Source organism: Enterovibrio makurazakiensis, from assembly GCF_050336585.1.
In the GTDB taxonomy this organism is placed as follows: Bacteria; Pseudomonadota; Gammaproteobacteria; order Enterobacterales; family Vibrionaceae; genus Enterovibrio; species Enterovibrio gelatinilyticus.
The window spans coordinates 171,230-190,003 of sequence record NZ_JAKJSE010000018.1; the positions used below are offsets into that span (position 1 = coordinate 171,230).

The window sequence follows — 18,774 nt, forward strand, 5'->3', positions numbered from 1 at the left end:
TAAATCAATCAACATAAGCCCCTGTATTTATTGAACAATGATAATGGCACGAATTGTGATTAGTTGTGTGTTCTTCTTATCGCAATCTAAAAGGACATTACGATGCCAACTCCTTGTTATATCGCCATCGAAGGCAAAACTCAGGGCAACATCACTGCTGGTGCATTTACTGCTGATTCTGTGGGTAACATTTATGTTGAAGGCCACGAAGACCAAATGCTGGTTCAAGCGTTTGACCACATTGTCACTGTACCCACTGATCCACAAAGCGGTCAGCCTTCAGGCCAACGTGTACATAAGCCGTTCAAGTTCACTGTAGCGCTGAACAAAGCCGTGCCGCTGATGTACAACTCACTGGCGTCAGGCGAAATGCTGCCGAAAATTGAACTGAAATGGTACCGCACCTCAGTAGAAGGTAAGCAAGAGCACTTCTTCTCGACCATTTTGACTGACGGCACCATCATCGATATCGATTGCCAAATGCCGCATTGTCAGGACGCGGGTAAGAAAGAGTTCACCCAACTGGTGACGGTGTCTGTGGCATACCGCAAGATTGATTGGGAACACACAGTCGCAGGTACTTCTGGTGCGGATGACTGGCGTGCGCCAATTGAAGCGTAAGGCTTTTTGGCAAAAGGTAGAGCGCGTTAACACACGTTTTTTGTCAACCGCTCACTGACACCTTTTGCAACCAACCCGCCCTCGGGCGGGTTTTGTCGTCAAGCAATGACGCCTGACGATACTTCGTTTTAAGCAGGGATGATTTAATGGCTACGGAAAGCGGTCTCCAATTCACTCTTACCGTCGAAGGCTTGCCTGACGACACCTTTGCTGTGCTTGAATTCTCGGGGGAGTCAGCACTCTCAGCCCCCTACTTGTATCAAGTCAAACTTGCTAGCCGGCAGGATACGGTGTCCAGAGACGCGGTCGTTGACTGCAATGTGACCCTCAAGCTGTGGCGTGATGGCGAGCTTGCGCAGCGCATTCATGGCATTGTCCGTCGCTTCACCCGTGGTGATACTGGTGCTAGCCATACGTTTTACACGTTAGAGATAGTGCCCGCTTTGTCTCGGCTTTCACTGCGCCAAAATAGCCGTATTTTTCAGCAGCAATCCACGCCTGAAATCATCAGTATTCTGCTTCAGGAAATGGGCATTGATGACTATGCCTTTTCGCTTTCAGCAACACCTCAAATACGAGAATACTGTGTTCAGTACCGGGAGACAGATTTAGCTTTTCTCCAACGTCTCGCCGCCGAAGAAGGCATTTTCTATTGTTTTTTGTCCGCCAAAGACAAGCACACGGTGTTGTTTTCCGATGACACCCAGACCTTGCCCTCGTCTGGGCAGGCTTTCCTCTACACCACCAACGTCGGGGGCATCAGTGACCAACCGTTCGTAAAAGGCTGGCAATTTACGGCGCAAACCCGACCGTCTTCCGTCACGCTCAAGGATTACAGTTTCAAAAAGCCCGCGTACAGCTTTCTGCAAAACAAGGCAGGGACCGAGATGGCCTTCCAGCGCGGCACGTATGAACATTATGACTACCCTGGCCGCTTCAAAAGCGATACCTCAGGAAAGCCGTTTACCCAATATCGTCTCGAGCATTTGCGCAGTAATGCGCTGACTGCCACGGCATCGAGTAACATCATGCAGGTGGATGCGGGTCAGGTCTTTGATCTGATTGAGCACCCTGATGATGCCAACAACCGTGACTGGGTGGTGGTGAGCATGAATTGCCAAGGCACCCAACCACAGGCACTCGAAGAACGTGGCAGCGAAGGCATGACCACCTTTCACAATACGTTTTCGGTCATCCCTGGTCATCGCCCTTGGCGGCCTGAGCCACAGGCGAGACCCTGCGTGCATGGCCCTCAAGTTGCCATTGTCACGGGCCCAGAGGGGGAAGAGATTTTCTGTGATGAATATGGGCGCGTGAAAGTGCAGTTCCCGTGGGACCGATACGGCAACAGCGATGAAAATTCCAGCTGTTGGGTGCGCGTTTCTCAAAGCTGGGCGGGCGCACAATACGGCATGATGGCGATACCGCGCATCGGCCATGAAGTGATTGTTTCCTTCTTAGAGGGCGACCCAGACCAACCGATCATTACTGGACGCACCTATCACGCGACCAATGTGCCGCCCTACCCGCTGCCGGCCAATAAAACCCGCACGGTGCTCAGAACCGAAACCCATCAGGGGGAAGGCTTTAACGAGTTGCGTTTTGAAGACCAAGCAGGACAAGAAGAAATCTACGTGCATGCCCAAAAGGACATGAACCTGCTGGTGGAGAACGACCGCAAAGACAACATCAAACATGACCTGCACTTGGATGTGGAGAACGAACGCTTTTCTCACATCAAAGTGGATGACCATCTGACCGTCGATGGACAAAGCAAAACACACGTCAAAGGCGACAAGACGGTGGTCACCGACCAGTCTTTCCATATCAAAGCGGGGAAAGCACTGCTCAACGAAGCAGGCTCTGAAATTCACCACAAAGCCGGTCAGAAAGTGGTGATTGAGGCGGGCACCGAGATCACCCTGAAAGTCGGGGGCAACTTCGTCAAAATCGACCCTGCAGGTGTGCATATTGTCGGCTCTGCGGTCAACCTCAACTCAGGCGGCGCGGCGGGATCAGGCTCGGGATTTGGTGGGGTCATGCCAATGATGCCGAATGGGGTGAGTAAGCCCGCACACCCCGATGAATTAGTAGCAATTAAGATGACTGCGACCGAAGGGTCGATGTCACCCTTACTTAAAGCCCGGCAGATTGCTGCTTTGAAAACGAACGCGCCCATTTGTGAAGTATGTGAAGACGCAACAAAGGAGTCACTGTAGCTAATGCAAGAAAAAATGATACCGGCGCCCCTGCCTGATATGTCTTGTGAGGCAGGAGAGCAACGCTACTTGTTACTCGACGGCTCTCAAATCCCTGATTTGGAAACCTTGCTGTTTAAAATAGAGGGAGCGCCCGTTTACGCCCCAGTCTTCCTTAACTCCCCGTGGCAGGAACTGAGAGAGGTGTCTCCTTGTGTGGTGAAAGCCACAGGAGCTTTGATGCAATGGTTCGAAACAGACGTTTACCTTAATCAAGGATATGTGTTTTCATCCCGTGCAGATTTAGAGACAGTAACTAATACGTTTCGTGCATTAATACAGGTTCAAAGCCCCTATGGCAGCCAAGTTTTTTTTAAGATGGCGCATGCTGAGGCCGCTCATATTCTCTTTAGCGACGAGAACCCGCAAATTTGGCAAGCCATAGAACAGGCTTGGCTGCCTACACGAAAAGGGTGGGTTCATCACACCAAGCCAACCCAGACAGGTCCTGTGACACCCACCAGCATATTACTGACCGATGAACAATGGGAAAAGCTGGGCCAAATTGGCTGGTATCACACCCTCGAAAAGATTGAACACCACCTTGTGCACTGGTTCAGCGATAAACTGCCGGCAGTTTCTTTGGAGTGGATTAAACAAGAAGCCAAGACGGCATATGATGCTGGCTTTGCCACTGAGCGTGATCTTCTGCTTTATTTCAGTGTTTTCGGCTTTCTGGGGGTGAATGTGTTAGACAGCCGACAATATCCTGATATTCAAGCATTAATCAATCACCCTTCGACACTCACTCCATCACAACGCATCGAGCAAGCCGCCACGCTCGCAGAACAATACGCCCATCACCCCATTCAGGAGCAAGAACTGTGAGTTCTCCTTTGCATGCCGCCATGTGCGGTGATACCAAAGATGCCCAAAGCCCTGTCGGCATCTGCCCGTTAACACTGGATAGAATACAACTTATCCCTGTCAGGTACGGACTGGTAGAGACGCTTTCCGCCAAAGACACAGCCTCTCCTACATATGAAACAAAATCCAAGCCCATTGGAGTACGTCTGCTGCGTGACGGCTGGCTGTATATGTTGGTGAAACAAGGTGACAAATGGCTGTTGCATGAATACCGCGCCGAAGGGGGACAAATTACCACCCTATTGTGGCAGGACGGGGAGGTGGATAAAGACGTAAGGAGCACAGCCGTTGGCGACGCCAATTTGGTTTTCAAAAAGACCGATACTATGTATGCCTGTTACGCCGAAATGCAATGGACAGCAAAAAAATGTTCGCAAGTGATAAAAAGTGATGTGGACAGGAAGCGTTTTATGCAGCGAGTGACGGTATCAAGCGCGAATCCACTTACCGGTGGCGATAACCTGCTCACTTCCGAACAAGCAGCTTCTGTCATTGCTGAATGTGCGGAAACAGCCCCCACAGCTCAGCCAACGGCATTGGATTATGAGCCCTATCAATGGGAGCATAAACCACTCTACCATCAGGCCGAATTTTCCGCGTTAAGTGCCAAAGTACTTCCCCAGTATAAAGACGACCACTTCTACCTCATCTTGAATGATGATATCGGTATCCTCAGGGATTTGGCCTCCTACCAGGCCCTCGTGGCAACCTCGCTAGAAGAGTGGACCTCAGATGAAGAGCGCTACCAACAATTTGTTGAAGGCTGCTACATCGAATCGCAAATAGCCCTGACGCCAGACAAAATTGACCAATTGGCTTTAGCCCTCGGAGATAAAACCTTTGCAGAGGCCCTTAGCCCAACACAAAAGCAGGCGGTGGTTGAATGGCTTGAGTTTCAGGAAACCTACGGTAGCCAGAACCCACAAGTAAAGTTTCATAAAACCCTCAAGCTGAAACAAGCATTGGGCGCCGACCTTTGGGATAAATACGAAGAGTTGATCGAAGACATCGATGATCAATACCAACGTGAAACGCGCGGTGTCAATTGGGCTAAGTTCTGGGATTCTAACGCAGGTACGCCAGGGCTTTTAGATCTCATCAAGGAAGATGAGATGAACGCTTTTTTAAAAGAAGAGCGCGAAAAGTTGGCTCATTGGCAGGCACTGCTGGAAACCATCACCGATGACAGGACGGCCCTTTTTACTCGGTTTTATCCAGCAGCTTGGTATTTTGATGCCACCAATGTCGAGAGCCTACAAAACTTGCTGGCTTCTGAATATTCATGCATTCAAGACATTTGCTGGAGTGAGACAGCCAGTGAGCTGGTTGCGGGCCAGTTAGATACAATGCCATGGATAAGCCTAAAAGGGATATTTACCTTACCAGCAAAAAGCTACGACAAAATCACCGAAGAAATACTAAAGAAGATAAGCCAACTTCGTACCCTTGCCACCGCTAAAGAAGGGTTGGCGGAAATTAACGCTATCAACGCTGAGTTGAATGGACTACTTGCAAGGGAGTTTCACGGGGGCGATTGGGGTGATAGGCTCGTCGCGATGGATGACGGCATGCGTGCCTTTGACTCCCTAATTGACGCCAGTTACGCTCAAGCCAATACATTGGCGCTCGCCAAGGTCACGTCAGACTTTTTAGACGACACCAATGCCAACAAACAGTTTGACCCCAGTAAGGTCTTCAGAGACCTTACTGGCAGTGCCTGGCTGAACATGCTAAAAGCGTATAAAATTGAAGGGTTATCCATTGGCCTTGCCAACAACGCAGAATTTAGCGCATTTGAGCGACTTCGCGGCCAAGCGGTAGCACTGCGGAAAGTCAACCTAGAACTCAAACACCAGATCCGACAAACACTCACCAAATTACGTCAGCAAGGGCGTTCAATAAACCAGTCCCAGTCGGTGGCTGACATGCGCAAGTCCTTCAAAGGTAACCAGTCAAACCTACTCGCCATGGAAACCAAGCTGGCGGATGCAATCTCGCCACTCGGTGATGGCCCGGAAAAAGTGGGTTATTCCATCAAGGGGCTTTCGCCCGAGATGCATGCCGATATAAAGATGATGGCGCAGGATCTGCAAACGTTAGAAGACTCTGGAAAAAAACTGGGCAAATACACCGTGCGTATCAAGGCCGGAAAATGGGACGTACTGTCATTGTTCTTGGTGGGCATTTCTGTTTGGAATGCTCACAAAGCAATGGGAAAAGGCTTGGTCAAAGAGTCCGCCGAAATTGCTAACGCACTCAGTGGCATCTTTGGCTTTGTGCAAGGTGTCAGGGCGGCGACCGACATGGCTGCCATCAAGCTGGTGAGCAGCAGTAGTAGTAAACTGATTTATGGGGTTAACCTTGGCAGGTATACGACAATTTTGGGTTTAACAGCATATGCCTTTGGCTGGGTAAGCTCAGTTATAAAAGTAACTGAAGCGATTGTTGCATGGCGAAAAGGCGATACTAAAGCGTTAATCGCCGGGATCGCGGAAAGCGGGCAGCTAGCTGTTAATAGTGTCGGGCTGGTTCGCAGTAGCCAGGTTGGATTCGCAGTGCTTAAAGCCGACAAAGCCGCGAGAGCCGCTATTTGGGTGGGGAGCGGCGCTAAACTGGCCTCGTTGACGGTTCGCTTAACCATTGCTGGCATTGCTATCTCTGCCCTCCAATTGGTAGGTACCGTATGGTATAACCGAACGAATCTATCGAGCTATTTGGCCTGGTTTGAAAACAGTCAATGGGGAAAAGAGAACTCGACGAGTACACTGGCAGACAGTCACCTGCAACTCGCTAGAATATCGGCAAAGCCGTCGGCAGTAATTCGTGAGCTCGGCAAAGGGAAAGCGCTAATATTAAGCCTGCCAGGGCTAACACTAGAGTCACTTGATGACGCTGGCGTGATGCTTGCCGCCTACTGGAAAACCAGCACCCGAGCTAATCGCTGGGCACCCTGGACACAAGCACTGGCCCAACAGTGGGTGTGTTTAAGCGATGCAGCTGAACCGTTATTGATAGCACTGCCTCTTTATGGCCCAGAAATTAACGCCGAGCATGGAATCGGCTTAGAATTGCACTACTTCCCCATGCCGGATGCACCAGAGAGAGACGTACTGCGTTTTCAGGCAGAAAGCTTCACCCGCGTCGGCCCACTCAGTGAAGTGGCACTGTTAAAAGCGCAAAACGTATCGGCCAGTGAACTTGCCCCGCTGACCACCCAACACATCACTTGGAAGACCCCATAACTATGTTCTGGAAAAAAAAGAAACATCAGGATATCGACCTGACAAAGCTCACGCCCAAGGCGGGAGATACCCGCAAATTTTTTGCAGGCGAAGCGGTGTTTTTTTCGCCCAAGCCCCTTCCTTCAGCAAAAATTGCCAAAGAAACCGTGGTGACCTCGCCCGAAATACTCGCTATTAACGACACTTACATGAATATCGGCCAGCGGTGTCAGGGCAAAGCCTGGCAGGTGCAGTTGGTGAATACAGTGATAGGCTTTGTTGCCATTGTGATGTCGCTATTAGTCATCATGTTTGGATTTAGAGATGCTTCTATTCATGGCTCTATTGGCGCATCATTTTTAGTAGCCTTTAATGAACTTGCTGTGTCCCTCGCTTTTGCCTTTGGCTCACTAATAAGCATTTGCTGGTATGTCATTATCAGCAGCTCTTTGGACTTTGCTCGCCAGCGCCCTATTCGCTTAAACCGTGAGCGCCGGGAAATTTGCTATTACTCCGACAAAGAAAAAAAGCCCACCATTGCCCCGTGGGAAGAAGTGGTGTGTTGGGTAGCCACGAACCGCGGCACCACAGGCAACAGCATGGTGACACATTTTACCTTTGGATTGGCCATTCCCACGCCTGATGGCAAGGATTACTGGATACTGCGCCGCCCGATTGCCACAGTGACCGACGGACAGCGCATGTGGGAAACCATGCGCATGTACATGGATGARCCGCCAGCACGTCGYCCSACCCCAAGYCCCTTTGAAAAAGAAGACCGTGCCTTGTTTGATAAGAACCGTCGTGAAATGCGGGAGAAGTTCAAAAAAGGCCCTAAACGTTGGYTTAYCCTCAATTCCAATGCACCTTGGGTGTCTTATGCTTCGATGTTTTTCTATTACACGTACCATATCCTAAGCGGTTGGAAGCTGCCTTATCTAGTCTCTGAATGGACCGATAGTCTTGCAAAAGTGGAACTGCCACAAGAGGTGGCAGATTGGTCGACACCTATTCCTGAGAGCGAATGGGCTAAACCGAGTGAGGAATTGCTAAGAGAACGCGCAGCCGTTGAAAAGCACTATGACGCTGGCGGCGGCATCATGGATTATCGTCAAACTGAGGGTGGGAAAACCCAATAACTATGTTCTGGAAAAAAAAGAAAAATCAGGACATTGATCTGACGGAGCTTACGCCCAAAGCGGGGGATACCCGCAAATTTCTTGCAGGCGAAGCGGTGTTTTTCTCACCCAAGCCCCTTCCTTCAGCAAAAATTGCCAAAGAAACCGTGGTTACCTCGCCCGAAATACTGACCATTAACGACACTTACATGGATATCGGTCAACGGTGTCAGGGTAAAGCCGGACAAGTGCAACTGGGAAACTCCACGATAGGTTTTGGTGCCGTTGTGATGTTGCTATTAGTCATCATGTTTGGGTTTAGGGATGCTTCTATTCATGGCTCTATTGGCGCATCATTTCGAGTCGCGATTAATGAGCTTGCCGAGCCCCTCGCTTTTGTCTTTATCCTTCTAATAGGCATTTTCTGGCACGTCGTTATCAGCAGCTCTCTGGACTTTGCTCGCCAGCGCCCTATTCGCTTAAACCGTGAGCGTCGGGAAATCTGCTATTACTCCGACAAAGAAAAGAAACCCATCATTGCCCCGTGGGAAGAAGTTGTGTGCTGGGTCGCCACGAACCGCGACACCACAGGCAACAGCATGGTGACGCATTTTACCTTTGGATTGGCCATTCCCACGCCTGATGGCAAGGATTACTGGATACTGAGCCGCCCAATTGCAACTGTGACCGACGGCCAACGCATGTGGGAAACCATGCGCATGTACATGGATGAGCCGCCAGCACGTCGCCCCACCCCAAGCCCCTTTGAAAAAGAAGACCGTGCCTTGTTTGATAAGAACCGTCGTGAAATGCGGGAGAAGTTCAAAAAAGGCCCTAAACGTTGGCTTACCCTCAATTCAGAAGCACCTTGGGTGTCTTATGCTTCGATGTTTTTCTATTACACGTACCATATCTTGAGCGGTTGGAAGCTGCCTTACCTAGTCTCTGAATGGACCGATAGTCTTGCAAAAGTGGAACTGCCACAAGAGGTGGCAGATTGGTCGACACCTATTCCTGAGAGCGAATGGGCTAAACCGAGTGAAGAGTTGTTGAAGCAACGCGCAGCCATTGAAAAGCACTATGAAGCAGGCGGTGGCATCATGGATTATCGTCAAACTGAGGGTGAGAAAACCCAATAACTATGTTCTGGAAAAAAGAAAAAATCAGGATATCGACCTGACAGAGCTCACACCCAAGGCGCGAGACACCCGCAAATTTATTGCAGGTGAAGCGGTGTTTTTTTCGCCGGTGTTCGCACCTGTATTTCCGTCGCGACCACCGCGAAATGATGCAAGCCAGTTGGTGAACCCAAAGCCCGTCACTTTATCGCCCACTTGAATGAAGTTCAGGTCAAAACACTCGAGAGTGAGCAACGCTATAAAACGACACCAAACGAAGGCTGGGTGAGTATGTTGAAAAGATAGAACGTTACTTTTCCACCAGCCTGCCTGCTCGAGCAGAGGTGACGGAAGAAGACCACCGCTACCTGCCAGAGTTGCTCTCTGCAGCCTGGTCGTCTGACCTCACCAAAGATGAAATACGATCACTTCAAGAAATAAGCTACCGCAATAGCCAGTTTGCCCGAGATTCCTGAACCGACCAACAACTCTGGCGACAAAAACCAACAACCCCTTAACCTTTACTCGCTAAATCGTGACCTCTAATCGAAAATCACTGCATTTAATTTCTCCAAAAGTTATTTGTGAAAACCTTCACATTCTTGTTTTTATTTTGGGGATAGTATCTCGCCATATTTTATGGAGAACGTCCGTGTCTAATAAAACCAAAGCATTCATATTAACGCTTACAAGCATAGTAAATATGTTTGTGCGTAATATTGCGCTTTGTGTTTGTGTAGAACATACCAGTAAATTAGACAGCGACGCTGAAAATAAACTCGATGAAACCTCGGAGTGTTATAACGAACTCTATATTTGCATTGGTGAGTCGGCAAAAAATGTCTACTATTTCTGGCATCGGTTTACTTCTTCATCAAGACAATTCCGCCACGTTACAACCTTAACCATCAGCGTACAGTTACTAAACCGATCTTTGGTCGAACTGGCTTACGCCTTATGCGTCTCTGTACTATCAATGATCAGCTTCTACCGCTACGCGCCAGGAGCTGCAACATTGAAAAACAAACAGTTATGCCTTGAGTGCGCAATCAAAATGAATACTCAACGAAACAGCAATCATCATCAGGTGGTTGCTGTTTTTTTATGTCTAAAGAAATGCTTTTCACCCTAAATCGAGGTAACTATGTTTATTGTTTGTGTCGCCGCTTGTCCAACGGGTATTGCTCATACATATATGGCCGCAGAAGCATTAGAAATGCTTGGTAAAAAAAACGGCTGGGAAATAAAGGTAGAAACACAAGGAAGCACAGGTATTGAAAATGAAATCACTGAAGACGACATTGCCCGTGCGGATGGTGCCATCATTGCCACCGAAATATTAATTGATGGAGTGGAAAGGTTCGAATTATTAACAAAACTGGAATGTTCGGTAGCTGACCCTATCAAACAACCGGATGCTGTTTACAACACCATGATGCACCTTATTAATAACAAATAATAAAAAGGACACCTGCCATGACCCTACTATTAAAAAAAGAAAAAACAGAACTCGATAAATTACGCGAAGCCTTAATGACAGGCGTATCGTATATGATCCCTGTTATTGTCGCGGGCGGTATGATGCTTGCTTTCGGTTCACTTTTTGAAACGATCACAGGCATCGATTTAAAAACCAGTGACTCGCTTTTTGCTCAAATCATCAATGATCTCAAAACATTCGGCCTGTATGGGCTTGGTTTGTTGTTTCCCGTTATTGCCGCGTTTGTCGGCTTTGGTTTAGCCGGCAAGGCTGCCATCGCCCCCGGTTTGATTGCAGGTATGCTAGCGAAAGACATGCAAATGGGCTTTTTGGGGGCATTGCTCGGCGGTTTGATGGCGGGTTACCTTGTTCGCTGGATGCTCGCCAACATTAAGCTACCAAAGGAATTTCGTAGCTTGCTCCCGATGGTCATCATTCCGCTGTTTGGTACTGCGATTATCTTATTCGTAATGAAATACATTGTTGGTTACCCACTCGTTGCACTCAATACTGGCTTGGAAAACTGGTTAATTGGCATGTCGGGTGGAAACAAAGTCATTATGGCGGCCGTACTAGGCGCAATGGTGGGCTTTGATCTCGGCGGCCCAATCAACAAAGCAGCAATTACTGTCAGCTTCGGCCTGTTTGCGCAGGGCATCTATGAACCGGTTACGGCGTCTCACATCGCTATCATGATTGCACCGTTCGGTATTGGCTTATCCACCATCATTGCCAAGCAGTACTACACCAAAGAACTACAAGAAAATGGTCGCGCAGCGCTCATGATGTCTTGCGTGGGGATTAGTGAAGGGGCCATTCCATTCATTCTCGCCAACCCTGCACTCATTATCATCAATGCCATCGGCAGTGCCATCTCTGCCATGTTAGTCGTCACGTTTGATTCGATTGTTCAAGCCCCTGCTGCGGGTATTCTAGCGCTGGTGCTCTCTTCGAACATCTTGCTTTACTTTGTTTCGATTGCAGGCGGTGTGGCCTTTGTAGCCATTGGCACCACCATCATGATGAAGCGTCAATTCATGCGCCAACAAGCACAATCTGAAAGTGCTGTTCACGCTGAAACAGCGCAAGGGTAATGAGCATGTCGATGAATAAAAAAGCCTATATTGTCCCTCACACTCATTGGGACCGAGAGTGGTACTTCAGCACTGAAGAGTCACAGGTTCTGCTGACGTTCACCATGAAGCAGATGCTTGATGAGCTGGAAAAAGACGACAACTTACCTTGCTTCGTGCTTGATGGTCAGTCCGTCATGTTGGAAGACTACTTAAGTGTGGTTCCCGAAGACACCGATCGCGTCAAACGCCTTGTCGAAAGTGGCAAATTGCTTGTGGGCCCTTGGTACACGCAAACCGACCAATGTGTGGTACATGGAGAGTCCCAGATCCGCAATCTGATGTGGGGTTGCCGTGATGCTGAGCGTTTCGGCAAGTTGATGGACATCGGCTATGTTCCAGATTCTTTTGGTCAAAGTGAGCAATTACCGCAGCTATTGCAGCACTTCAACATCGATAAATGCGTATTCTGGCGCGGGATTTGGGAGGGCATTTGCCCAAGCACAGAGTTTGTGTGGCGCGCTCCTGATGGCAGTAAAGTCACCACAGCGGTATTGGAATTTGGCTACAGCGCCTTTCAAGGCATGAAGCCGATGAACGAGCACTTAGATGCGATGGATCAGAAAATGAACCAACGCTTCTGGCCCGGTGAGCGCGAACACTTCTTGTTCATGGGTGGACACGATCAGAAACCTTGGCAGGCAGAAACGGCTGAAGCCATCAAAGCAGCCAATAACCAACGAGAGCATGAATACCAACTTTGTACCTTTGACGATTACTTTGCCGCAACCTGTTCTGGTGGGCTGCCAGAAGTACAAAGTGAGATGCTTTACGGTAAATACAGCCGTATTCACCGTGGTATTTATTCCACGCGCTATGACATTAAAAAACGCAATGCGGATGTTGAAAACCTGCTGATTAATCAGTTGGAGCCACTGCTAACTGTTGCTAACTATCATGGCCTTGCCTATCCGTATGGCCTGATGGAGAAGAACTGGAAGCAGTTGATGCAAAGCCATGCACATGACTCGATTGGTGGATGTAATACAGATTCCGTTAACCGTCAGGTCGATGCGCGTATCTCTGCTGTTCAGGAAAACGCGGAGCGTTTGAAAGACATCACACTGAAACAATTGGCTGACGCATCCACGAAAGGTCTGGATGGCGAATATGTGTTGGTGTTCAACCCACTACCGTATGTGCGCGATGCTATGGTTGAGTTGGAATTAGTGCTGCCGACGCGCTGTTTCTCGATCTCTGACGGAACTACCAACGTTGAGCTTGAGCCACTGTCGTGTGAAAAGGTCAACATCAACGCTATTGTTCAAGACCCAACCACCCTGGGTGATGAAATGTACCGAACCTGGTACCGTCATCGCGTCGTGGCATCCTTAAAACAGATGACGGCCTGCGGCTATAAGAACCTGCTAGTGACGCGCTTAGATGACGTAGAACCTACTTTCAGCGCACAACAAACGGACGTGATGTCAGGAACCGTTCTGGACAATGCTCACCTAACCGTCAGCATTAACGCGCAGGGCCAAGTGGCGATGAGTCATAAGGCATCAGGCCAGCATTGGGACAATGTATTGTCTTTGGTTGATGGCGGCGACGACGGCGACAATTATGATTTTTCGAAACCGTACAACGATCACTTAGTGATGTTTACGGTGAAAGAGAACGGAATCAGCGTTCAGCATGGCGAACTGCAATCTCGTGTTGCTATTCAATACTCCGCTAAGCTGCCTTTGAACCTGCAAGAACGTGCAGATAACGTCTGCTCTGTCACTCAAGAACTCGAGCTGGTTATTTCGTTGGCAGCAGACAGTGATCAACTTGAAATCACTGTGAACATCGACAACAAGGTTGATGACCATCGTTTGCAACTGCACATTAACGGCGGCTTTATTAATGCAGACAGCATCGCCGATCAGCCAATTGGCTTGATCCGTCGTCACGATGATAGTGAAGCATTATCAATTTGGTCTGAGCAGCACTGGACGTCCTGCCCTGCGCCAATCTACCCGATGCAAAGCCTTGTTGCGGGAGAAACTCTGGAAGGCGGACTGGCGGTACTCACGAATGGTATTCGCGAATATCAGCAATACCCGTCTTCAATCGCTGTCACTTTATTCCGCTCGGTGGGTTATGTCGGCAAGCCTGAGCTGCAATATCGTCCGGGTCGCCTTTCGGGTCTACCTGATGAAAGCCCTGATTCACAGCTTCGCACGTCGCTAAGCTTCACTCTGGCATTGTACCCGTTCACAGGTAACGTCATGGAAGCGGGCTTGTGCCAACGCGTGAAGTCTTGGCTGACAAAACCGGTCGCACTCCATAACGGTGTCGTTCAGCGATTTATGATTGCGCCTCCCGCTTTTGAAGCCCCAGCCGATTTCAGCCTGTTTAATTATGCTCACCCAACCCTTGCCGTCTCTGCCATCAAAACAGCAGAAGACGACAAGCACGCCTTTGTGGTGCGCTTAATTAATGACAGCAATCAACCGACCACTTTGGGTGAATTGCCAACAGGATGGAAAGTCGATATTGCTGATGGACTCGAGCGCACTATCAGCCTCGCAAGCAACCATACCGAGGTCGCACCTCAAGGCATGATTGCTTTGCGCTTAAAGCGAGAATAAACCGTCACGCGATGCCCTCAAAACCATGAGGTGAGATCGCGCTAGTAAAGGCCACGCTGTCTAGGTGGCCTGTTTACCCAATCTAACGTCACCTCCTTGATGCTGCAAAACTCGCGGCAGGGACAAACTCAACCTAATCCAGTGCACTGAGCGAGTACGTTAAGGCGCACGAACACATAGAAAGACAACGATGACAAAAACAATCACGTTCAAAAAACCGCTGGTTAACGGCATCCATGCCCGCCCTGCGGCTGAAATTGAAGTAATTCCCGTTACTTTTCAGCCCACGATCATGTTACCTAAGGGGAACAATTGATGAATCTGTTGAAAATTGTTGCTGCAGTCGCTGTTGCACTCGTGGCTGCTTTTGGGCTTGTTCAGTACCCTAGCCTGCTTGGCTCTGTTGCTGCCGCATGCACAACCTTGGCCTTTTTACCTCAGGTGATCCATACCATTCGAACCAGAGACACCGCCGCCATCTCACTTGCCATGTATGTCATGTTTGTTTTTGGCGTTCTGTGCTGGCTCATTTACGGCATTGTATCCAACGATATGCCATTGATGATGGGTAACGGCGTGACCTTGGTACTCTCAAGTGTTGTGCTTTATCTGAAAATCAAATCCATATCACCTACAAGCCACCTAGACGAAACGCGTCCAGAAGTCGCGCAATAAGTTGGCGAGTCATCCGTAAGAGTTAACCAATTAAAACAACAAGCGTCAGGCGAAAACCACTGGCTCTATCATCATAGAGCCAGTCCACCTACCAATAGATTTTCACAACGAACTTAGGCGTATACACGCGTTTTCACTGTATAAAAAAGATAGAAATACGACGCAAAACCGACACAACATCTTCATCATTTCGAGCAAGAAATTGCCCCTGATTGATCCACCTTCTGCTTTTGGTTCGCGGCGCTTGTACTCACAGTTTTTTTTCGGTAGTTAAGCCCAAAAGGAAAACACTTAAGGATGAGTGCGTGGGTTACCGTGTTATAAAACTGTCTGAACTAGCGAGCTATGAATTTGGCAAAATTGAGGGTGCATTTTCAGGGCTGGCTGAGCGAGAGCTCGAAGGCGTACTGCCGCAAGGTATGGCGTTGAACAAATTCAAGGCTCAACTCGAAGAAGGTCAGTTAGTATTGCTGAGCGATGCCCCAATCACACCCGCACTTCAATTGTCATCTGCGTCATCGGGCGATAAAACGTGGCAACTCAACACCGCGACAGAATCAAGCTTTACGCCACAAGCAAAATCCGCGTTTGTGTCTCGCACCAAAGCAAAAGGTTCAGCGTCTCGCTCTGGCACAAGTTCTGACGCTCAGGCCGTCATAGAGCCCCCTTATACCCCGCAGCCCCCCGTTGAAGATAAACCCGAAAAACCGGGCATAAATTACGAGTATTTGTTTGAAGTTGCTTGCTCAGAAAATGCACTTGCCAGTGAAGTAGGTTGTCAATTTGCACTAGGGAAAACGCCGAAAGAAGCCAGCATTGTCAGTTGGGAAACTAAGCCCTCTGAATACGGCACCGTTTTCTCAGCCAAAGCGACGGATGGCGCACCAAGAAAGCTCATTACAAAAATAGCTAATTCGGAAAAAGGCGTTACCCGTCAAGAACCCGTAAAACTCAGACCAAAAGGGACTGACGCCGTCAGAGAGGCGTTTATCCCTGTTGTTCCCTCTGTTCAACTCGGCACTCGTTTAGGGTTTCCAACTGAGGGGTATTACTACCATTTCCATGAACGAAAGCTGGTTCAGGAATATAAGGTTTTGGGTGAAAACCGATGGGCGTTTTATGCCACCCGCTCAACTCACGAAAAGCTCAATACTGAACAAGCCATAAATAAATACCAAGGCGCTATTCTTCTTTATTGGAAAATCGACAGCAAGGTCGTGAAAGATCAGCACCTCGTTTATCTCGATGCGCCCATCACACGTGAGCAACTGGATAACCTAAGCGATGAGTGGCTGAACGAACATGGTACATCCATTGATGCACCAGAACTTCTCGCCACCATGCAAACGAAACAAGCCGCAGAAAAACCCTACAAACCACAAACCGCCAATGCCCCTGCCGATGTGGTCTATGACCACAAAGAGCGCTTACTCATGGGTTCAACGCTCAAAGCCATTAATAACGAAAGATTGGTGGAAAGTGGGTTGCCAGTGGTGAAGGTTAAGAAGCTGATAGAAAAAACACTTCGCATTGGCGTCTTTTTTGATGGTACAGGTAATAACCTTGAGAACGATAAATACAAAGAAGTCAGAGGCAATACTTCTCGTACAAACGTGGCGAGGTTGTTTGAGGCGTATCCAGAAGAAATTGGCGTATCACACAAGATTTATGTATCCGGTGTAGGTACAGTTGATTATGACAATGTTCCTCGCTCGGTCATGGAAGAATCGATCGATAATGGTGATGATTTAACAACCCTCGCCATGGCAACGGGTGCTCTCGACTTGAACGGTGAAACTGGTGCTTATTATAAATGGCAAAGCTTAATCACACAGCTTAAAGAATTGATCGATGAAAATTTCTCTAGCGATGATTACCGCTTAATCAACCATATTGAATTTGACGTTTTTGGTTTTAGCCGCGGCGCTGCCCTTGCTCGACACTTTATTAATGCTGCCCTGAAAGGCATGGCAAACTACGATCGACCAAGAACGGGACGAGATGGGTTAGACATCAAACCTAACTTATTAAGCACAGAAAACAGCGATACCTTCGATCCTTTACGTGGGTATCGGCTAGATACATCTAAAAGAGTTAGCATACGTTTTGCTGGGCTTTTCGATACCGTCGCTTCGTTTTATTGGCCTGGAAACAGTAATGAAGGTGACTTCAAGCTTACCCTTGAGCCAGATAGCGCGGAAACAATCTACCACATCACCGCACACCATGAGTACCGTAAGAACTTTCCACTCACATCACTAAAACGAAACGGTAAATTACCGCCAAACTTCTTTGAAGAAGTATTTCCGGGCGCACACGCTGATATAGGCGGAGGATATCCATCCATTGAACAATATGGGAAAAAAGGGCTTCCCGACACATATGGATTCCCCATCACGGATAGCTACAATCTGGAACTAGATAAACAGCTCAAACTACCAGGGCTGTTACCTCGCGATATGATTGGGCTTCTAGAGCACTATGAAAAATCTTGGAATATCGATATTCAGCAAAAATATCGTTCTCCAACTCAGCATGGTCGAGTAAAACATGAAGGAAATACTTTATATTTTTATCGCCTTCAGCCAATCAGCACTGGCTTACAAGGCCTTTCTTTAGAGAGAATGAAAACGCAAGGAGAACTGTCAGGTATACAGTGGAATACTGACCTTTATGAAGTGCCTAAAGATTTCATCCAAAACCACGAACTCAATCAGCTTGCTAATGCTCTAAATGCGTATGATAAAGGCACTGTTCAACCAACTCATTGGTTAAACGTTATCGCTCCTCAGGCAAGTGAAACCATTCATCGACCTTACGATATTCCCGTCAGTCCAGGCTACAACGACATAAAATTACAATTAGCCAATTCGCCCAACATCAATGAGTCTGGTGAGCTATTTAGGGAGATATTCGACAATGTCTAAGTCCGTGAGCCTCTTGTTTGTTTGTTTAATGCTTATCGGGTGTTCAGACGAGCAAGAGGTGTATAAAACTCATGCTCGACTTGCCAATGCAGGAAGTCTCGATGGCCCTTATGGGATCATCGATGTGTATGCCACAGATACTTTTGGCGGCCGCATGGGGTTTGGGTTCGGTGCGGTGAATGGCTTCCCAGGAGCAAGCGCCGATGTGGGTGGCCTTGGCGTACCCAATTTTATTGCGGGTCATTGGGTCAAACAAAACCCAGACACAATGCGTAACAACGTCTACTTTCGTATTTCCTCTCCCATCGACAGTGAGCTAGCCAAGAAAAAAATCGAAACGCTGGAAAACTACTACGAAAACTATTCGACCCGCTGGGGAAAAATGCAGTTTGCTGTAGAAGGCCCGAGAGCGATGCTCTATTTTTCTTTAGGTTGTTTTCGAAATGATGATTGCACACCACGCCAAAATGCTGACCCGAACGGCTGGGTCGTGAGAAATCCTAATGGGCATGGCGACGTCGTTTTGCTGTTTGATGGCCTTGGTGAAACCTCCCCATCCCCCTACCCAAAATCTCGTTTAGATACACGGTTTCTGTACTATGAATTAGCCCAATACAGTGGCATCGACTTTTCCGAGATCAGAGATGTTGACGGTCAAATCGCGGAAAGTGCGGTTGAAATGCCGGTGTACTCCAAAGTGGCGTGGAGTGAAGCCATCAACCCTGAAGATGATTTAAAAGCGTGGAAATATCGCTACTATAAATTTGAACATTCGAT

Annotated in this window: 13 protein-coding genes; all 13 read left to right on the plus strand. The window is 48.4% G+C overall.

Features of this window, described 5'->3' with window-relative positions; translation table 11 throughout:
- Positions 1–102 precede the first annotated feature (102 nt).
- Positions 103–621, plus strand: coding sequence for an Hcp family type VI secretion system effector (locus L4D06_RS14750; protein ID WP_274163645.1), 519 nt, complete (start codon positions 103–105; stop codon positions 619–621).
- A 146-nt stretch (positions 622–767) separates the two neighbouring features.
- The gene (locus tag L4D06_RS14755) at positions 768–2,840 is read left to right on the plus strand and encodes a type VI secretion system Vgr family protein (protein WP_429740209.1); all 2,073 of its coding nucleotides are present in this window, start codon (positions 768–770) and stop codon (positions 2,838–2,840) included.
- 3 nt (positions 2,841–2,843) lie between these two features.
- Complete coding sequence (locus tag L4D06_RS14760; protein ID WP_429740211.1) at positions 2,844–3,707, plus strand: DUF4123 domain-containing protein; 864 nt, start codon at positions 2,844–2,846, stop codon at positions 3,705–3,707.
- A complete protein-coding gene (locus tag L4D06_RS14765; protein ID WP_429740212.1) occupies positions 3,704–6,988 on the plus strand; it encodes a toxin VasX in 3,285 nt (1,094 codons plus the stop codon). The genes L4D06_RS14760 and L4D06_RS14765 overlap by 4 nt, the downstream gene beginning before the upstream one ends.
- Before the next feature lie 2 nt (positions 6,989–6,990).
- A complete protein-coding gene (locus L4D06_RS14770; RefSeq protein WP_429740214.1) occupies positions 6,991–8,106 on the plus strand; it encodes a DUF6708 domain-containing protein in 1,116 nt (371 codons plus the stop codon).
- A 2-nt stretch (positions 8,107–8,108) separates the two neighbouring features.
- Positions 8,109–9,224: a hypothetical protein gene (locus L4D06_RS14775; protein WP_429740216.1), complete on the plus strand. Its 1,116-nt coding sequence runs from the start codon at positions 8,109–8,111 to the stop codon at positions 9,222–9,224.
- A 631-nt stretch (positions 9,225–9,855) separates the two neighbouring features.
- A complete protein-coding gene (locus L4D06_RS14780) occupies positions 9,856–10,335 on the plus strand; it encodes a hypothetical protein (protein WP_429740218.1) in 480 nt (159 codons plus the stop codon).
- Between the two features lie 12 nt (positions 10,336–10,347).
- On the plus strand, positions 10,348–10,662 hold the full coding sequence (locus tag L4D06_RS14785) for a PTS fructose transporter subunit IIB (RefSeq protein ID WP_274163655.1): 315 nt from the start codon (positions 10,348–10,350) through the stop codon (positions 10,660–10,662).
- A gap of 17 nt (positions 10,663–10,679) precedes the next feature.
- Complete coding sequence (locus L4D06_RS14790; protein ID WP_274163656.1) at positions 10,680–11,777, plus strand: PTS fructose transporter subunit IIC; 1,098 nt, start codon at positions 10,680–10,682, stop codon at positions 11,775–11,777.
- A 5-nt stretch (positions 11,778–11,782) separates the two neighbouring features.
- The gene (locus L4D06_RS14795; RefSeq protein ID WP_429740220.1) at positions 11,783–14,395 is read left to right on the plus strand and encodes a glycoside hydrolase family 38 N-terminal domain-containing protein; all 2,613 of its coding nucleotides are present in this window, start codon (positions 11,783–11,785) and stop codon (positions 14,393–14,395) included.
- Positions 14,396–14,710: 315 nt separating this feature from the next.
- Positions 14,711–15,070, plus strand: a complete 360-nt coding sequence (locus L4D06_RS14800; protein ID WP_429740222.1) for a SemiSWEET transporter — start codon at positions 14,711–14,713, stop codon at positions 15,068–15,070.
- A gap of 305 nt (positions 15,071–15,375) precedes the next feature.
- The gene (locus L4D06_RS14805; RefSeq protein WP_429740224.1) at positions 15,376–17,997 is read left to right on the plus strand and encodes a DUF2235 domain-containing protein; all 2,622 of its coding nucleotides are present in this window, start codon (positions 15,376–15,378) and stop codon (positions 17,995–17,997) included.
- Positions 17,990–18,774: hypothetical protein (locus L4D06_RS14810; RefSeq protein WP_429740226.1), on the plus strand; the 785-nt coding region annotated here is incomplete at its 3' end. The genes L4D06_RS14805 and L4D06_RS14810, both read left to right, overlap by 8 nt.